Here is a 17,884-nt window from a genome sequence, read left to right as displayed (position 1 = left end):
GCTCCAGGCGAAGTCGGGGAGTCGGGCGGGTCGGGGGGCCGGGAATCGGGGGCCGGGCGGGTCGTCAGCGGAAGCCGCCGTCGATGCGGAGGACCTCGCCGGTGATGTAGGCGGCCCGGTCGGACACGAGGAAGGCGATCAGCTCGGCGACCTCCTCGGGACGGCCGAGCCGGCGCAGCGAGACCTGTTCGAGGGCGCGTCCGACGGCCTCGTCCGGCAGCCGGGCCACCAGATCGGTGTCGATGTAGCCGGGGGCCACCACGTTCGCCCGGATGCCGAACCGGCCGACCTCCTGGGAGAGGGACTTGGTGAACCCGATGATGCCGGCCTTGGTCGCCGCGTAGTTGCTCTGCCCGGCGTTGCCGCAGATGCCGGCGACCGAGGAGAGGTTGACGACGGCGCCGGACCGGCGCAGCACCATGCCGTCGATCACCGCACGGCAGGCGTGGTAGACGCCGCTGAGGTTGACCTGGAGGACGTCCTGCCAGTCCTGGTCCTCCATCAGCAGCAGCGGTGCGTCCCGCAGGATCGCCGCCGAGGTCACCAGGGCGGTGATCGGGCCCAGCGCGTCCTCGGCGCCGTCGACCAGCGCGCCCACCGCGGCGGCGTCGGACACGTCGGCCCGGCGGACGTAGGTGTTGCGGCCGAGGTCCAGCAGCTCCTTCTCCAGGGCCCGGGCGGACTCCGCGTCCGCCCCGTAGCACAGGGCGACGTCGAAGCCGTCCCGGGCCAGCCGCAGTGCGGTGGCGCGGCCGATCCCACGTGTCCCACCGGTGATCAGAGCCACCGGCCCGGCCGTCCTGGTCATCGTGTTCCCCTCTCCTGTCGGGTGCGGTGCTCGGTCTGCCCGGCCGAGTCCGGGGCGGGGGGTGGCGGTGCCGTGCGCTGCCGGACCAGGCGCCTCAGCTCGGCGATCCCGAGCTCCGGCCGCTGCGCCAACAGTTCGAGCAGGAACGGCCACTGGCGCATCATCACGGCCATCGCCCGCGGCTCGATCCGCGCCGGGGAGTACAGCCACAGGCCGCGCAGGCCGCCGTCGGACTCGTGCATCATCAGGTACAGGTCGGCGTTGTGCGGCCGCATCTCGGTGATCAGCTCGGGGATCACCCCGTCGTCGCCGACGTTCAGGTTCAGCGGCGCCGACTTGAGGCCGTGCAGGTCCAGCGGCTCACCCGCGACGTTGAGCAGGTTGAACAGCAGCCGCAGCGGGTTGCGGTCCTCCCCGGCGTCCCGGCGGAGCCGCCGCAGCGGCACCTCCTGGTGCAGGTGGGCGTCCAGCACGCCCGCGCGGACCGCGGTGATCAGGTCCCGGACGGTCGCGTCCGGCGAGGGCCGAGGGCGCACCACCACCGGGTTGATGAAGAAGCCGATCATCTGCTCGGTCTCCGGGTGCTCCCGCCCGGCCAGCGGGAAGCCCACGGCGAGGTCGCCGTCCGCCACCCCGCCGTCCGCGCCGCCGCCGTCCGGGCCGCCGTCGGCGTAGGTCTGGAGCAGCAGGTGGAACGCCGAGAGCAGCACGATGAAGAGGGTGACGCCCTCCCGCTGCGCGGCGTCCCTCAGAGCCCCGGTGACGGCCGGCTCCAGGACGAAGCCGGTGGTGAACCCCTCCGCCGCGCCGGCCTTCTGGTGCTCCGGCGCCTCGAACCTCGGCAGCGGCGGCAGACCGTCCAACAACCGCTCCCAGTAGGCGACGTGCTCGTCCAGCGCGCCGTCGGCCAGCCGCCGCCGCTGCCACGCCGCCCAGTCCGGGTACTGGACCACCGGCTCGGGCAGCGTGGACTCCCGGCCCAGGACCCGCGCGGCGTACAGCTCGCGCAGTTCGCGCCCGAGCAGCGCGTAGGACCACAGGTCGACCACGATGTGGTGCAGCACCAGCACCAGCACCCACTCGTCCGGGGCGGTGGCGACCAGGGTGCCCCGGACCAGCGGCCCCCCGGCCAGGCTGAACGGGCGGCTCACCTCCGCCTCGACCAGCCCCCGCAGCTCCTCCTGCCGGGCCTGCTCCGTCCCGGCCCTCAGGTCCGCGGTGGCCAGCGGCCAGCCCCCGACCGGATCGACCAGCTGCCGCCACTCCCCGGCGCCGTCGTCGACGATCCTGGTCCGCAGCGCCTCGTGGCGCCGCACGATCTCGTCCAGGCCGTGCCGCAGCGCCTCCCGGTCGAGCTCTCCGCTCAGGACGGTCGCGGTGATGACGTTGTGGTGCGCCTCGTCCGGGTCCACGGGCTGGTACATGATGTCCAGCTGGGCGAAGGACAGCGGGACGCCCCCGCGCCGGTCGGCCGGCGGGACGGCGCCGCCCCGCCGGTCGCCCCGGCCGAGGTGCCGGTTCCGGCGCCGGTCCGTCGGAGCGGGCCGGGCGGCCGGCGGACCGCCCGCCCCGGGCAGGGCGGCGCAGGCGGCGACCGCCCGCAGGGCGGCGAACCAGGTCCCGGCCAGCTCGCGCACGTCCCGCTCGTCCAGCAGGTCGTCCGCCCAGGTCCAGCCGGCCGCCAGCTGCGGGCCCCCGGGGCCGTCGTAGGTGACCGCGTTCAGCTCCAGCGGGTGCGCGAGCAGGGTGACCTCCGCCTCGTCCCCGCCCGGGGCGGCTCCGGCGTCGGCCGTGACCGGTGCCCAGGGCGCGCCCTGCCCGGTGCCGGTGAAGCGCCCGAGGTAGTTGAAGGCGACCTCGGGGACGGGGAGCGCGGCCAGCGCGGCGGCGGTGTCCGGATTGAGGTGCCGCAGCAGGCCGAACCCCAGACCGTCGCCGGGCAGGGCGGCCAGCTGCTCCCTGATCCGGACCACGGCAGCGGCCAGCTCCGTCCCGGACTCCTCCACCTGGGCCCAGCCCAGCGGGCCGGAGGCGAGCCGGACCGGCTGGACGCCGGTGAACCAGCCCACGGTGCGGGACAGGTCGACCCCGGGCGCGAGGTCCTCGTGCCGGCCGTGGCCCTCCACGTCGACCAGCACCCCGCCGTCCGGTGCGCCGGGGCCGGGCCCGCCCCGGCGGTGGCGCCACTCCTCCAGGGCGATCCCGAAGGCGGCCAGGAGCACGTCCTGGACTCCGGTGTGGAAGGCCCCGGGGACCCGCCCCAACAGGGGCGCGGTGTCGTCCGGCGGCAGGGTCAGGACCAGCCGCCCGATGCCGGTCCCGGCCCGGGCGACTGGTCGGTTCCCGGCGGGTCGGTTCCCGGCGGGTCGGTTCCCGGCGGGTCCGTTCCCGGCGGGTCCGACGGCGGCCGGTCCGCTCCCGGGCAGCGCGTTCTCCGGCCGGCGAGCCAGGAGCGGCGGGGCGCCGGCCAGCAGCCTCGTCCACTCCGGGAGCTCGGCGACGCGGTCCGGGGCGACCGCGTCGGCGGCCAGCAGACCGGCCCAGCGGCGCACCGAGGTCCCCACGGGAGCCAGCACCACCGGCCGCCCCGCGAGCACCGCCTCACCGGCGACCCGCAGGTCCGGCAGCAGGATCCGCCAGGACACCCCGTCCACCACCAGGTGGTGGAGCACCAGCAGCAGCCGCCCCGGTTCGCGCGGCCCGGCGTCGAACCAGACCGCCCGGAGCACCACCCCGGCGACGGGGTCCAGCAGCCCGCGGGCCACGGCCGCGTGTCCGGCGACCCGCGCCCGCAGCCCTGCCTCGTCCGGTACGGTCCCGCCCGGCCCGGTGACGTCCACCCGGTGCAGCCGGTCCTCGACCCGCACCGAGCCGTGCGGCCCGGCCAGGAGCGACCAGCTGCCGTCCGGCCGGACGGTCAGCCGGGAGCGGAGCACGTCGTGGTGGTCGACCAGCGCCTGCAGCACCGCGGTCAGCTGCCCCCGGCCGGTGCCCGGGGGGACCGCGACCACCGCCTCCTGGCTGAACCCGTCGATCGGGGTGTCCAGCCCGCGCAGCCACTCGACGATCGGGGTGGGGGCGATCTCGCCGGTCCCGATGTCCTCGGGACCCTCCGCCGCCTCCGCGTCGGTGGCCACCGTGGCCAGGCCGGCGACGGACTGGTGGGCGAACACGTCCCGCACGGTCACCGTCAGCCCGGCGGTCCGGGCCTGGGAGACGACCTGGATCGCCTGGATGCTGTCGCCGCCCAGGTCGAAGAACCTGTCCCCGGTCCCGACCTCGGGAAGCCCCAGCACCTGCGCGTAGATCCCGCACAGGGTCTCCTCGACCGGCGTGCGGGGCCGCCCGGAACCGGGCGCCGCCGGGAAGTCGGGAGCCGGCAGCCGCTCCCGGTCCACCTTGCCGTTGGCGGTGAGCGGCAGGTCGTCGAGGACCACCACCGCGGCCGGGACCAGGTACGGCGGCAGCCGGCGGGCGAGCGCGGCCCGTACGGCCGCGGGATCCGGCCGCGCCGCCGGGCGCGGGACCACGTAGCCGACCAGGATCCGGGTGCCGGGCCGGTCCTCACGGACCGTCACCACGGCCCGGGCGATCCCCGGCAGGGCGGCCAGGGCGGTCTCGATCTCGCCCGGCTCGATCCGGAAGCCGCGCACCTTCACCTGGTGGTCGGTCCGGCCGAGGAAGTCCAGCTGCCCGTCCGCCCGCCACCGCACCAGGTCCCCGGTGCGGTACATCCGCGCCCCGGGCGGCCCGTACGGGTCCGGGAGGAAGCGGCGTGCGGTCAGGCCGGGCCGGCCCAGGTAGCCCCGGGCCAGCCCGGAGCCGGCGACGTACAGCTCGCCCGGGACACCGACCGGCACCGGCCGCAGCCCCTCGTCCAGGACGCGCACCCGGGTGTTGGCGATCGGCCGGCCCACGGGCGGGACGCCGCCGCCCGACAGCGGCCCGGTCATGGTGGCGCACACGGTGACCTCGGTCGGGCCGTACGCGTTGACCATCCGGCGCCCGGCCGACCAGCGGGCGGCCAGCCCGGCCGGGCAGGCCTCGCCGGCGACCACCAGGGACAGCCCGGCGGGCAGTCCCCCCTCCGGTACGGCCGCCAGCACGCTGGGCGGCAGGGTCACGTCCGTGACGCCGTACGCGGCGCAGGTCCGGGCCAGCGGCTCGCCCGGGAGCAGCTCCTCCTTCGGGAGCACGATCAGCGCGGCGCCGGACAGCAGCGCGTCGCACCGCTCCGCCACCGAGGCGTCGAAGCTCGGCGAGGCGAACTGCAGCAGCCGGCTGCGCCCGTCCAGCCCGAAGCCCTCGGTCTGGGCCGCGACCAGCGCGGGGATCCCGGTGTGGGTGACCACCACGCCCTTGGGCGTCCCCGTCGAGCCGGAGGTGTAGATGACGTACGCGGCGTGCGCCGGGGTCAGGGGTTCCGCGCGGTCGGCGTCCCCGGGCGCGGTGGCGGGGCGGGCGTCGAGCTCCCGGAGCACCTCCGGCCGGTCCAGGAGCAGGAGCGGGACGCCGGTGTCCGGGAGCACGCCGCTCAGCTCCCCGGTGGTGAGCAGCAGGACCGGGCCGGCGTCCCGGAGCAGGAGGGCGATCCGCTCCGGCGGGTAGTCCGGGTCGACGGGCAGATAGGCGGAGCCCGCCTTGACCACGGCCAGCATCGCGACCACCGACCGGCCCGAGCGGGGCAGGGCCACCGCCACCGGCCGGTCCGGACCCGCGCCGCGGTCGATCAGCAGCCGGGCCAGGCGGTTGGCCTCCGCCTCCAGCCGGGCGTACGTCAGCTCCCGCTCGGCGTCGACCACCGCGGTGCTGTCCGGGGTGCGGGCCACCTGGGCCTCGAACAGCTGCGGCAGGGTGGCCGACGGCAGGTCGCGGTCGGTGTCGTTCCACTCGGTCAGCAGCCGGTGCCGTTCGCCGGGGGTGAGCAGGTCCACGGCGCCGATCGGCACGTCCGGGGCGGCGCAGACCGCCAGCAGCAGACGGCGAAGCCGGTCGGCCAGGACCTCGACGGTGTCCGGGTCGAAGACGTCGGCGTTGTACTCGACCACGCCGTCGATCCCGGCCGGTGCGCCGGCGCCGGGGCCGCGTCGCCCGGTCAGCGCGAACACCAGGTCCATCCGGGCGGTGCCGGTGCTCACCGGCACGACCTCCTCGGCCAGGCCCGGCAGGCCGAGTTCGGCGTCGGGGAGGTTCTGCCAGGCGAGCATGACCTGGAAGAGCGGGTGGTGCGCGGTGGACCGGGCGGGCCGCAGCGCGTCCACCAGGAACTCGAACGGGACCTCCTGGTGGGCGAACCCGTCCAGGCTGCGTTCCCTCACCCGGGCGAGCAGCTCCCGGAAGGTGGGGCGGCCGGACGCGTCCACCCGCAGGACGAGGGTGTTGACGAAGAAACCGACCAGGTCCTCGGTGGCGGCGTCGGTGCGGCCGGCGACGGTCGCCCCGATCGGGAGGTCGTCCCCGCCGCCCAGGCGGTGCAGCAGGGCGGCCAGGGCGGCGTGCACGACCATGAACTCGCTGGTGTCGTGGCGGCGCGCCAGGGCGGCGACGGCGTCGTGCAGTCCGGCGTCCCAGTGGAACGCGACCGTGCCGCCGCGGTGGCTCGCCTCGGCCGGGTGCGGCCGGTCGACGGGCAGCGCGATCCGCTCCGGCAGGCCGTCGAGCGCCCGCCGCCAGTGGTCGAGCTGCCGGGCCCGGACGCTGTCCGGATCCTCCGGGCCGCCGAGGAGCCGCCGCTGCCACAGCGTGTAGTCGGCGTACTGGACGGGCAGCGGTGTCCAGTGCGGCGGCCGGCCGGCCAGGCGGGCGGTGTAGGCGGTGGCCAGGTCGCGCCCGAGCAGGGCGACCGACCAGCCGTCCGCGGCGATGTGGTGCACCACCAGGACCAGCGTGTGCCGCTCCGGGCCGTGGACCAGCAGTTCGGCGTGGAGCGGCGCCTCGCGGGCCAGGTCGAAGCGGTACCGGGCGGCGGCGGCCACCGCCTCGTCCGCGCCGGGGCCGGGGACCTCGGTCACGGCCAGCCCGGGGCGTCCGGCCGCGGGGTCGAGGACGTGCTGGCGCGGCGCGCCGCCCGTGTCGGGGAACGTGGTGCGCAGCGGCTCGTGTCGGTCGGTCAGGTCCGCCAGCGCCGCCCGCAGCGCGTCCACGTCCAGGGCGCCGGTCAGACGTACCGCCATCGGGATGTTGTAGGTGGCGGAGGGGCCCTGGACGCGGTCCAGGATCCAGAGCCGCTGCTGGGCGAAGGAGAGCGGCAGCTCGGCGGGCCGCGGCCCGGGCCGCAGCGCGGGGCGGGGTTCGGGGCGCGGCGCCGGGGCCGCGCCGTCGTGTCCGACGACCTCGGGGTCGGTGCCGTCGGCGTCGGCGGCGAGGCGGTGGGCCAGGCCGGCCACCGACGGCGTCTCGAACAGCGCGCGGACCTGGACCTCCACGCCCAGGGCGGCCCGGATCTGCGAGACCAGCCGGGTGGCGAGCAGGGAGTGGCCGCCCAGGTCGAAGAAGCTGTCGTGGACGCCGACCGCGGGCACCCCGAGCACCTTGGCGAAGAGCTCGCACAGCGCCTCCTCCCGCGCGTCGCGCGGCGCGACGAAGGCCGGGCCCAGGTCGCGGCGGTCGCCGTCCGGCGCGGGCAGGGCCCTGCGGTCGGTCTTGCCGTTGGGCGTCAGCGGCAGGGCGTCGAGGAGGACGAAGACGGACGGGACCATGTAGGCGGGCAGCCGCGCGGCCAGGGCGGACCGCAGGACGGGGGTGAGCCGGCGGGCCAGGCGGCGCCGGGCGCCGTTGACGTGGCGCGCCGGGTCCTGGTCGCCGGGCGGCGGCCCGGCCGCGGGCGGCAGCCCGACGGCGGGCTCGCCGTCGGCGCCGACGCGGCGGGCGACGAGGTCCAGGGCGCCGTCCGGGCCGTGCCCGGACCAGTCGAGGTCGATCCGGTACCCGGTCCGGTCGGCGAGGGACCACAGCTCCTCCGGGTCCACGGCCCCCTGGGCCGGGGGGACGGGGGAGGCCGGAGGGTCCGCCGGGTCGCCGGCGGGCGCGGCGCCGAGCCGCCCGAGGGCGTCGGCGAGCGCGCGCACGCGGGCGTTGGGCACCCCGCGGACGGCGAGCAGGGACGGCCGCTCCGACGCCAGCCGGTCCTGCAGCGACGCCACGGTGAGCCGCTCGGCCTCCCAGTCCAGCCACGCGAAGTCCGCCGGCGGGGCCGCCTCTGCCTGCGCCTGGGCCTCCGCCCGGGCCCGGGCCTCCGCCGGCGGGTCCGTCCGTGCGGTGGTGAGGACCACGTCGTAGCGGAAGCGGGTCAGCTCGTTGTCGCAGTCGGCCCGCTTGGGCAGCACGCGGACCTCCTCGACGGCGGGGAACCGCCCCGGCAGGGAGGTGAACAGCCGCGGGTCGATCACGAGTTCCTCGTCCTCGTCCACGTGGCGCCGCACCCGCGCGAGCAACCGGTCCGCGGGGAGCCCGGGTTCGGCACGGGACAGCTGGACCGAGAGGTGGAACGACTCCAGCAGCGGCAGGCTGCGGACGTCGCCGAGGAACACCGACCCGCCCGGTGCGAGGCGGGCCAGCGCGGCTTCGACCACCCGCAGCAGGTACCGCTCGTCGGGGAAGTACTGCACCACCGAGTTGAGCACGACCACGTCGAAGAGCCCGTCGGGCAGCCGGTCCAGCCGGTCGGCCGCGCAGCGGTGGAGTTCGACCCGGCCGAAGGGGTGACCGGGGGCGTCGACGGCCGTCCTCAGGCCCGCGAGCGCGACCTCGGAGATGTCGGTGCCCCAGTACCGTTCGCAGTGCGGCGCGACCCGTTGCAGGATCAGCCCGGTGCCGCACCCGATCTCCAGCACCGAGCGGGGACGCAGGCCGAGCACGCGCTCCGCGGTGCGGTCGGCCCACTCGCGCATCTCCCCGGCCGGGATCGGTTCGCCGGTGTAGCTGCTGTTCCACCCGCGCAGGTCCTCGACGGGGATCGGCGCCGGTGCGGGGGAGCCGGCGCCCGCGAGGCCGGCGGGGGAGCGCCCGGGGCCGTCGGCGCCGGTGGGCGGCCGGCTGCCGTCCTCCTCGTCGTAGGCGGTGTCCCAGATCCGGCGCCACTCGTCGACCTGGTCCGGCCACTCCTCCGCCGGGCCGGAGCCGTCGTCGACGGCGGGCACCACGTACGCCACCAACCGCTGGTCACCGGGGACGTCCTCGCGGACCGTCACCACCGCGACCCCGACCTCCGGCCGTCGGGCCAACTCGCTCTCGACCTCCCCGAGTTCGATCCGGAACCCGCGCAGCTTCACCTGGTGGTCCAGCCGGCCCAGGAACTCGATGCCGCCGTCACGCCGCCGGCGCACCAAGTCCCCGGTGCGGTACAGCCGCTCCTGCGGCCCGGCCCCGAACGGGTGCGGGACGAACCGTTCGGCGGTCAGCCCGGGCAGACCCAGGTAGTCCCGGGCCAGCCCGGCGCCGCCGATGTACAGCTCACCGGGGACACCGGCCGGCACCGGACGGCCCCGGTCGTCGAGCACGTGCAGTTCGGTGTTGGCGATCGGCTCGCCGATCGAGATCGGGCCCTCGCCCACCTCGGCCACCGCCGACCAGATCGTCGTCTCGGTGGGGCCGTACATGTTCCACAGCGTCACGCCGGTGGCCAGTAGCCGCCGGGCCAGCTCGGCCGGCAGCGCCTCGCCCCCGGCCAGCACCCGCAGACCCGGTGCGCCCGGCCAGCCCGAGTCCAGCAGCATCCGCCAGGTGGACGGCGTCGCCTGCATCACGGTGGCCCCGGAGGCGGTCAGCAACCGGGACAGCCGCTCGCCGTCGGCGACCGCCTCGCGTTCGGCGACCACCACCCGCGCGCCCTCGGCCAGCGGCAGCAGCAGCTCCAGCAGCGAGATGTCGAAGGAGTGCGTGGTGACCGCGAGCAGCGTCTCGTCCGGTCCGATGCCCGGCCGTTCCGCCATCGAGTACAGGAAGTTGCCGAGCGCCCGGTGCGGGATCCGGACCCCCTTCGGCTGCCCGGTCGAGCCGGAGGTGTAGATCACGTAGGCGAGGTCCTGCTCGGCCACCGGCTCGTCGAGGCCGTGCTCGGGCTCGACGAGGAGCCCGTCGTGGAGCTCGTCCAGGCACAGCACCTCGGCGCCGGTCCCGGGCAGCCGCTCCGCGACCGCCCGCCGGGTGAGCAGCACCGGCAGCCCGGAGTCGGCCAGCACGAAGGCGATCCGGTCCGGCGGGAAGTCCGGATCCAGCGGGACGAAGGCACCGCCGGCCTTCAGCACGGCCAGCATCGCCACCACCAGCTCGACCGAGCGCTCCGTGCAGATGCCGACCGGCACGTCCCGGCCGACACCGTGCCGCTTCAGCCGGTGGGCCAGCCGGTTGGAGCGCCGGTCCAGTTCGGCGTAGCTCAGCGCCTCCCGGCCGCAGCGGACGGCCTCGGCGGCCGGGGTGCGGGCGGCCCGGTCTTCGAAGCGACGGTGGGCGAACCCCGGGTCGGGCCACTCCCGGCGGGTGTCGTTCCACCCGTCGCGCAGCCGCCGCTCCTCCTCCGCCGCGAGCATCGGCACCTGCCCCACCGGGAGGTCCGGATCGGCGAGCAGGTTCTCGACCAGCAGCCGGAGGTGGCCGGACAGCTGGTCGACGGTGGCCGCGTCGAACAGGTCGCTGTTGTAGTCGAACCGCCCGCTCAGACCCTCCGGGCGGTCGAACACCTGGAGCTCCAGGTCGAACCGGGCGGCGGTGCTGTCCACCTCCAGCGGTTCCAGGCGCAGCCCCGCGGCGTCGAAGGAGGGCATGGCGATGTTCTGGAAGACGAAGGAGACCTGGAAGACCGGGGAGCGGGACAGGTCCCGCTGCGGGTGCAGCTCCTCCACCAGCCGCTCGAACGGCAGCTCCTGGTGCGCGAAGGCGCCCAGGCACACCGGCCGTACCCGGCGCAGGAGTTCCCGGAACGTCGGGGCGCCCGACAGGTCCGTCCGCAGCGCCAGCGTGTTGGCGAAGTACCCGATCAGCCGCTCGACCTCGGGACGGCCCCGGTTGGCGACCGGCACCCCGACGACGACGTCCTCCTCGCGGGTGTAGCGGTGCAGCAGGACCTGGAAGGCCGCGAGGAGCGTCATGAAGGGCGTGACCCCCTCGCTCCGGCTGAACGACCGCACCCGGTCCATCAGGTGCGCGGGGAGGGCGAACGGCCGCGAACCGCCCCGGGTGCTGCGGACGGCGGGCCGGGGGCGGTCGGTGGGCAGCTCCAGGGCCGCGGGCGCCCCGGCGAGGGCCTGCTTCCAGTACTCCAGCTCGGCCGCCGCCCCCTCGCCGTCGAGCCGCCTGCGCTGCCACACCGCGTAGTCGGCGTACTGGACCGGCAGTTCGGGCAGCGCGGCCTCGGTGCCGGTGGCGTACGACCCGTAGAGGGTGACCAGCTCGTCGAGGAAGACCGAGGTGGACCAGAGGTCCCCGGCGATGTGGTGGATGGTGAGCAGCAGGACGTGCTCGTCCGGGGAGAGGCGCAGGAACCGCATCCGCAGCAGCGGGCCGGCCTCCAGGTCGAACGGGCGGGAGAACTCCTCCTGGGCCAGGGCGCGGATCCCCGCCTCCCCGTCCGGCCCGTGCAGGTGCTCGCAGGGCACGACGGTGAGCTCGGGCGCGGAGCCCTCGGTGACCACCTGCACGGGCTCGCCGTCCACCTCGCGGAAGGTGGTGCGCAGTGCCTCGTGGCGCCGGGCGATCTCCCGGACGGCGCGCTGCCAGAGGTCGAGGTCCAGCGGGCCGCGTACCCGGGTCGCGCCGGAGACGTTGTAGGCGGTGTCCCCGGGCGTCAACTGGTCGAGGAACCACATGCGTTGCTGCGGGAACGACGCGGGGAAGCGGTGCTGCCGCCGCCTCGCCGCCGACGGCCGGGCGGTCTGCTGGGGAGTGGTCCGGTGCGGGGCGGTCTGCTGCGGCGGTGCGGCCTGCTGGGGGGCGGGCCGCTGCCCGGCCTTCCTCCGGCGCAGGTGCTCGGCCAGCAGGGCCCTCTTCTCGGCGGCCGAGAGGGTGGCGGGGTCGGGGGTGGTCATCGCGCGTCCGTCCTCGTGTGTCCGGTGGCCGGCCTGCTCTCGCTCGCTCATGCCCGGTCCTCCCGGGCCCCGAGGTCGTCCGGCTCCTCGGCGAGCAGTGCCCGGAGCTGCGCCTCGACCTCGTCGTCGGACAGGTCGTCCAGCCCGTCCAGCTCGTCGAGCTCGTTCAGCCCGTCCAACTCGTCGAGTGCGTCCGGTTCGTCGAGTGCGTCGAGGTCGCCGGGCCCGGTGAGGTCCGCCTCGTCGCGGCTCAGGATCTCGATCGCGTCCCCGTCGCGGCCGTTCCCCGCGCCCTCGCCGCCGGTCGCGGCCAGCAGCCCGACGGTGTGCGCGACGGTGGGGGTCTGGAAGAAGTCCCGCAGGTCGAGTTCGGTGCCGAACCGGCTCTGGATCCTGCTGTTGATCTGCACGGCCGCCAGCGAGTGGCCGCCCAGGGCGAAGAAGTCGTCGTCGACGCCGACCTCCTCGACGCCCAGGACCTCCCGCCAGACCGCCGCGACCGCCTCCTCCTGCTCGGTGGCCGGGGCCAGGAACGGGGTGGGGAGGTCGGGCCGCGGATGGGTGCCGCCCAGTGGCGCCAGCAGGTCGATCTCCCGCGCGAGGAGGGCGGGGGTGATCGACCGGGCCAGCCGGCGGAGCGCGCCGAAGTCCTTCGGCGTGACCACCAGGTGGGCCGGGAGTACGGGTTCCGCGAGGATCCGGGCGAAGGCCGCCCGGCCGTCCTCCTCGGCGAGGCCCTCGCCGAGCGCCCGCAGGGTCCCCGCTCCGGCGGGTGCCTCCCCGGGGCCGGCCGCCGAGGGGCCCGCCGTCGAGGCGTCGGCCGGCCCGGCCGTCGGTCCGGTGCCGGTGTCGGCGCCGGTCTCCGTCTCCGCCTCGGCCTCCGCGACGGTCTGCCGGAGCTGCTCCAGCAGGGCCTCGACGTCGTTGATCCGCTTGACCGTGAAGTCGGTCACCTGGACCAGCAACCGGCCGTCGGGGTCGAGGAGTTCGAGGTCGCAGGTGAGGGTCTCGCCGGACGACCCGTCGGGTTGCCGGATCTCCACGCCGACCAGCACGGTACCGGTCAGCGGGTGCAGGACCCGCAGGCTGCGGTAGGTGAGCGGGAGGTAGTACGGGTCCTGCGCGTGCAGCCGGAAGACCCCGCCCGCCATGTCGAGCAGGGCCGGGTGCAGCGGGTAGCCGTCCAGGTCGGCCAGGAAGGCGTCGTCCAGCCGGAGGGTGGCGAGCATCCGCCGGCCGCCGGTCCGGATGGTCTTCAGCACCTGCCAGCGCGGCCCGAACCAGAACCGGAGCGGTCCGCCGCCCTCCTCGAAGCGCTCCACCCCCAGCCGGCCCCGGATCTCCTCCTCGGTGGACAGGACCTCGGTGACCTCGCAGCGGGCCAGCACCTCGGCCAGGTCGCGCACGGTGTCCGGGCCGCGGTCGTGGAACGTCGCCCAGCCGACGGCGTGCTCCCGCCACCGCGCGCCGTCGCCGGTGCGGCTCCGGACCGTGAAGTGCGGCCGGCCGTCCCGCTCCTCGATCGTGGTGTAGATCGTCCTGGTCCGCCCGTCGGGCACGATCACCGGCGTCATGAACAGCACGTCGTGGAGTTCGATCTCCCGGTCGGCGGCCTGTTCGGCCAGTGCGGCGCGGACCAGTTCGAGGTAGGCCGTGCCCGGGACCAGGCCGTGGCCCATCAGCCGGTGGTCGGCGACGATCCAGTGGTCCGCGGTGTTCAGGTCCGTGGCGTAGGTCCGGGTGGTCCCCTCGGACCCGACCCGGCGGAGCAGCGGGTGTCCGGTGTCCTGCCCGGCCGGGTCGACCGTGCCCGGCCGGGAGAGGAGCCCGGCCGCCATGCCGACGCCCTCCCAGGTGCCCCAGGCGACGGAGGTCACCGGCCTGCCCTGCTGCCGCCTGCGCAGGGCGAAGGCGTCGAGGAAGGCGTTGGCTGCGGCGTAGTCGCTCTGGCCCGGTCCGCCCAGGACGGCGGTGACGGAGGAGCAGAGCAGGAAGAAGTCCAGCGGGTCGTCCTCGCAGAGCCGGTCCAGCAACAGGGTGCCGCGGGTCTTCGCCGCCAGCACCCGGTCCGCGTCCTCGCGCGTCTTCCGCGCGATCATCCCGCTGGACGGGGCTCCGGCCGCGTGCACGACGCCGTTCAACGCGCCGAACGCGGACCGCAGTTCGTCGATCCGGGCGGCGGTCTGCTCCGGGTCGGTCACGTCGGCCCGCAGCACGGCGACCCGGGCGCCGAGCTCCCGCAGCCGGGACAGCCGCCGGATCCGGACGCCGGTCGGGTCCTGCTCCCCGTGCGTCTCCAGCCACGCGGCCCAGTCCTCCTCGGCGGGGAAGTCCGACCGGCCGAGCAGCCCCAGCACGGGAGCCTCGACGCTGCGCGCGAGCTGCTCGGCGAGGGCCAGGCCCACTCCGCCGAGTCCGCCGGTGATCAGGTAGACGCCGCCGTCGCGCAGCGGGGCCACGGCCGGCCGGCCGGCGGTGTCGTCGGAGCCGTCGAGAGCCTCGGAGTCGTTGGTGTCGTCGGGGTCGTCGGAGCCGTCCGCCCCGAGCCGGAACGCATCGAAGTCGCGGACCCACCAGTGCCGTCCGCGCAGGGCCAGTTCGCGTTCCCCGGTGCCACGGACGAGCAGGTCGTGGACGGCGCGGACCGATCCGTCCGGCGGGGCGGCCGGGTCGGTGCCGGTGATGTCCAGCAGGCGGCACTCGACGTCCGGCAGCTCCTGCGGGACGACCGTGCAGGGGCCGGCCAGGGTGGCGTTCTCCGGCTGCAGCGGCTCGTCCCCGGTCACGCTGTGGACGCCGCGGCAGAGGACGTCGATGGTGATCGGCACCGACGGGCGGGCGTCCTCGATGCCCTGGGCCAGCGCGATCAGGCTGTCGAAGCCGACCCGTCGTGCCTCGTCGAGCCGGGTTTCGTCGAGCCGGGCCCCGTCGAGCGCGTCGGCCGGGCCGCCGCCCAGGCTGAACAGGTGCACGATCCGGAGTGCTGCCGCGCCCCGCAGGTCCGGTGAGCGGAGGAGCTCGGCGAGGTGGTCACGGTCGGCCGGGTCCAGGGACCAGGACCGTTCGCCGCGGGAGCGGAGCCCGTCGTCGGCGCCGACCCGGACGACGGAGGCGCCCCCGTCCTCCAACCGCCGGGCCAGGGTGCGGCCGAGACCGAGGTCGTCGCCCAGCACCACCCAGAGCGGCTCCGGGCCGTCCCCGGGCCGCCGGCCGGTGCTGCGCGGTGCGAGGCGCCGCCAGCCGGGGGTGCGGAACCAGTCGCCGAGCGGCACGGCGGCGCCGTCCGCCGTCCCGTCCGCAGGGGTCGTGGTGGCGGTGGTGGCGACGGGATCGGGGTCCACCCAGTACCGCTGCCGCTGGAAGGCGTAGCCGGGCAGGCGCAGTACCCGGCGGCCCTCGGACGGCCGGACGGCCGCCCAGTCGACCGGGACGCCGGCGCTCCACAGCGAGCCCAGGGCCTCCAGCAGCCGTACCCGGTCGTCCGTCCGTTCGTGCGGGTGGCGCAGCGAGCCGGTCACGGTCCGGTCGTCGCGCCAGGCGCGGTGCTCGCGCACGAAGTTGCCGAGGGTGTGGCCCGGGCCCACCTCGACCAGGACCCGGGACGGGTCGGCCAGCAGCAGTCCGGCGGCCTCGGCGAAGCGCACGGGCTGCCGCAGGTGACGGCCCCAGTACTCCGGGCTGGTGGCCTGCTCGTCGGTGATCCAGGTGCCGGTCACGTTGGAGCAGAAGGGGATGTGCGGGGGGTTCAGCCGGACCTTGCGGACCTCCTCGACCAGCGGTCCGACGGCGCCGTCCATGGTGGCGGAGTGGAAGGCGTGCGAGGTGTGCAGCCGCCGGCAGGGGATGCCCGCGGCCCTGAGGCGGCGCTCCAGCCCGTCCACCGCGCCGGTCGGGCCGGAGACCACGCTCAGGGCGGTGGAGTTGACCGCGGCCAGGGCGAGGGCGGGACCGTCGCCGTCGTCGCCCAGCCAGGGCGCCAGCTCGTCCTCGGAGAGGAACACGGTGAGCATCGACCCGGCGGGCATCGCCTGGACCAGGCGGCCCCGTGCCGCCACCAGGCGGACGGCGTCCTCCACGGAGAAGACGCCCGCGAGGCAGGCCGCGACGTACTCGCCGACGCTGTGGCCGACCATGGCCTGCGGGTGGACGCCCCAGGCGGACCACTGGCGGGCGAGGGCGTACTCGACCAGGAACAGCGCCGGTTGGGCGAACTCGGTCCGGTTCAGCCGGGCTTCGGCCTCGGCCGCTCCTCCGGGCCGGGGGAAGAGCGAGTCGCGCAGGTCCGAGCCCAGCTCCGCGGCGAACAGCTCGGCGCAGCGGTCGAGTTCGGCGGTGAACACCGGCTCGTGCCGGTACAGGTCGCGGGCCATGTCGACGTACTGGGTGCCCTGGCCGGGGAACAGGAAGGCGACGGGAGCCTCGTCGGCCGTCCCGGCGGTCCCGGCGGCGGTGACGGCGCGCAGTGCGGCGACGGCCTCCGCCCGGTCCCGGCCCACCACGGCCCGGCGCCGACCGAACGCGCGCCGCCGGCGGGCCAGCGTGTGGGCGACGTCGTCCAGGGGTGTGCCGGGGTGTTCCTCCAGGTGGTCGGCGAGCCGGTGCGCGGCCTGCTCGACCGCCTCCGGGGTCCTCCCCGACAGCGGCAGCAGGACCGGACCGGCGGGGGCGCCGGACTCGCGGGAGGGCGTGCGGCGGTCCTCCGGGCCGGCCTCCGCGTCGGCGTCCGGGCTGGGCCGCTCGGCGGGGGCCTCCTCCAGGACCAGGTGCACGTTGGTGCCGCCGATGCCGAACGAGCTGACCCCCGCCCGGCGCGGCCGGGACCCGCGGGGCCACGGCCGCAGCCGGTCGTTGACGAAGAACGGGCCGGACTCCAGGTCGAGTTCGGGGTTGGGCTTGGTGAAGTGCAGCGACGGCGGAATGGCCTCCTGGCGGAGCGCCAGCACGGTCTTGATGAGCGCGGCGACCCCGGCGGCGGCGTCCAGGTGTCCGATGTTGCCCTTCACCGACCCGACCGCGCAGTAGCCGGTGGCCGCGGTGTCCTCCCGGAAGGCGCGGGTCAGCGCGGCGATCTCGATCGGGTCGCCGAGCGGGGTGCCCGTGCCGTGGGCCTCCACGTAGTCGACGGTGTCGGCGCCCACCCCGGCCATCGCGAGCGCCTCGGTGATCACCGAGGACTGTCCGTCGACCCCGGGCGCGGTGTAACCCGCCTTCAGTGAACCGTCGTTGTTGACCGCGGAGCCCAGGATGACGGCATCCACGGTGTCGCCGTCGCGGCGGGCGTCGGCCAGCCGGCGCAGGACCACGACGCCGGTGCCGTTGCCGGGCACGGTGCCGCCCGCCGCGGCGTCGAAGGGGCGGCAGTGCCCGTCCGCCGAGAGGATGCCGCCGGGCTCGTACAGGTGGCCCTGGCGCAGCGGCGAGCCGACCGAGACGCCCCCGGCGAGTGCGAGGTCGCACTCGCCGCCCAGCAGGCTCTGGCAGGCCAGGTGGACCGCCGTGAGGGAGGTGGAGCAGGCGGTCTGCACGGTCAGTGCCGGGCCCGTCAGGCCGAGCTTGTACGCGACCCGGGTGGTGAGGAAGTCCTTGTCCCCGGCCAGCAGCGTCTGGTACGGCCCCGCGGCCTCGAAGACCCGGCGGTTGGCCGTCACGTTGTACAGCAGGTAGCTGTTCATGCCGGCCCCGGCGAAGACCCCGATCCGCCCCTCGAAGTCCTCCGGGACGCAGCCGGCGGACTCCAGGGCCTCCCACGCGCACTCCAGGAACACCCGGTGCTGCGGGTCCATGATCTCGGCCTCGCGCGGGCTGTAGCCGAAGAAGGCGGCGTCGAAGCGGTCGGCGCCGTCCAGCGCGCCCTTGGCCCTGACGTAGCCGTCCTGGCTCAGCAGGGCGGGGCTCACCCCCTCGGCCAGGAGTTCGTCCTCCGAGAAGACGGTCACGGACTCCCGGCCCTGTTCCAGGTTCCTCCAGAACGTGTCGACGTCGGGGGCCCCGGGGAAGCGGCCGGCCATACCGACGATGGCTATCTGGTCGAGCTCTTCGGACATCTCCGACATCG

Annotated in this window: 3 protein-coding genes; all 3 read right to left on the bottom strand. The window is 75.9% G+C overall.

Features of this window, described 5'->3' with window-relative positions:
• Positions 1-64 precede the first annotated feature (64 nt).
• From fabG to ACFWIC_RS26835, 3 genes are read right to left on the bottom strand one after another with little or no spacing between them, the layout of a single operon-like run.
• Positions 65-808, bottom strand: coding sequence for a 3-oxoacyl-ACP reductase FabG (gene fabG, locus ACFWIC_RS26845; protein ID WP_329948500.1), 744 nt, complete (start codon positions 806-808; stop codon positions 65-67).
• Positions 805-11,880: an amino acid adenylation domain-containing protein gene (locus ACFWIC_RS26840; RefSeq protein ID WP_380520189.1), complete on the bottom strand. Its 11,076-nt coding sequence runs from the start codon at positions 11,878-11,880 to the stop codon at positions 805-807. Before ACFWIC_RS26840 ends, fabG begins: the two co-directional genes overlap by 4 nt.
• Complete coding sequence (locus ACFWIC_RS26835; RefSeq protein ID WP_380520188.1) at positions 11,877-17,882, bottom strand: SDR family NAD(P)-dependent oxidoreductase; 6,006 nt, start codon at positions 17,880-17,882, stop codon at positions 11,877-11,879. The genes ACFWIC_RS26840 and ACFWIC_RS26835 overlap by 4 nt, the downstream gene beginning before the upstream one ends.
• Positions 17,883-17,884: the final 2 nt, after the last annotated feature.

The organism is Kitasatospora sp. NPDC127035 (assembly GCF_042726075.1).
GTDB lineage: Bacteria > Actinomycetota > Actinomycetes > Streptomycetales > Streptomycetaceae > Kitasatospora.
The sequence above is the reverse complement of the archived record's forward strand: the minus strand, read 5'-3'. Positions and strand labels throughout refer to the sequence as shown.

Bases quoted from the DNA above. Each gene is read 5' to 3' on its own strand.
- fabG (WP_329948500.1), bottom strand. From the start codon at position 808: ATGACCAGGACGGCCGGGCCGGTGGCTCTGATCACCGGTGGGACACGT.
- ACFWIC_RS26835 (WP_380520188.1), bottom strand. From the start codon at position 17,882: ATGTCGGAGATGTCCGAAGAGCTCGACCAGATAGCCATCGTCGGTATG.
- ACFWIC_RS26840 (WP_380520189.1), bottom strand. From the start codon at position 11,880: ATGAGCGAGCGAGAGCAGGCCGGCCACCGGACACACGAGGACGGACGC.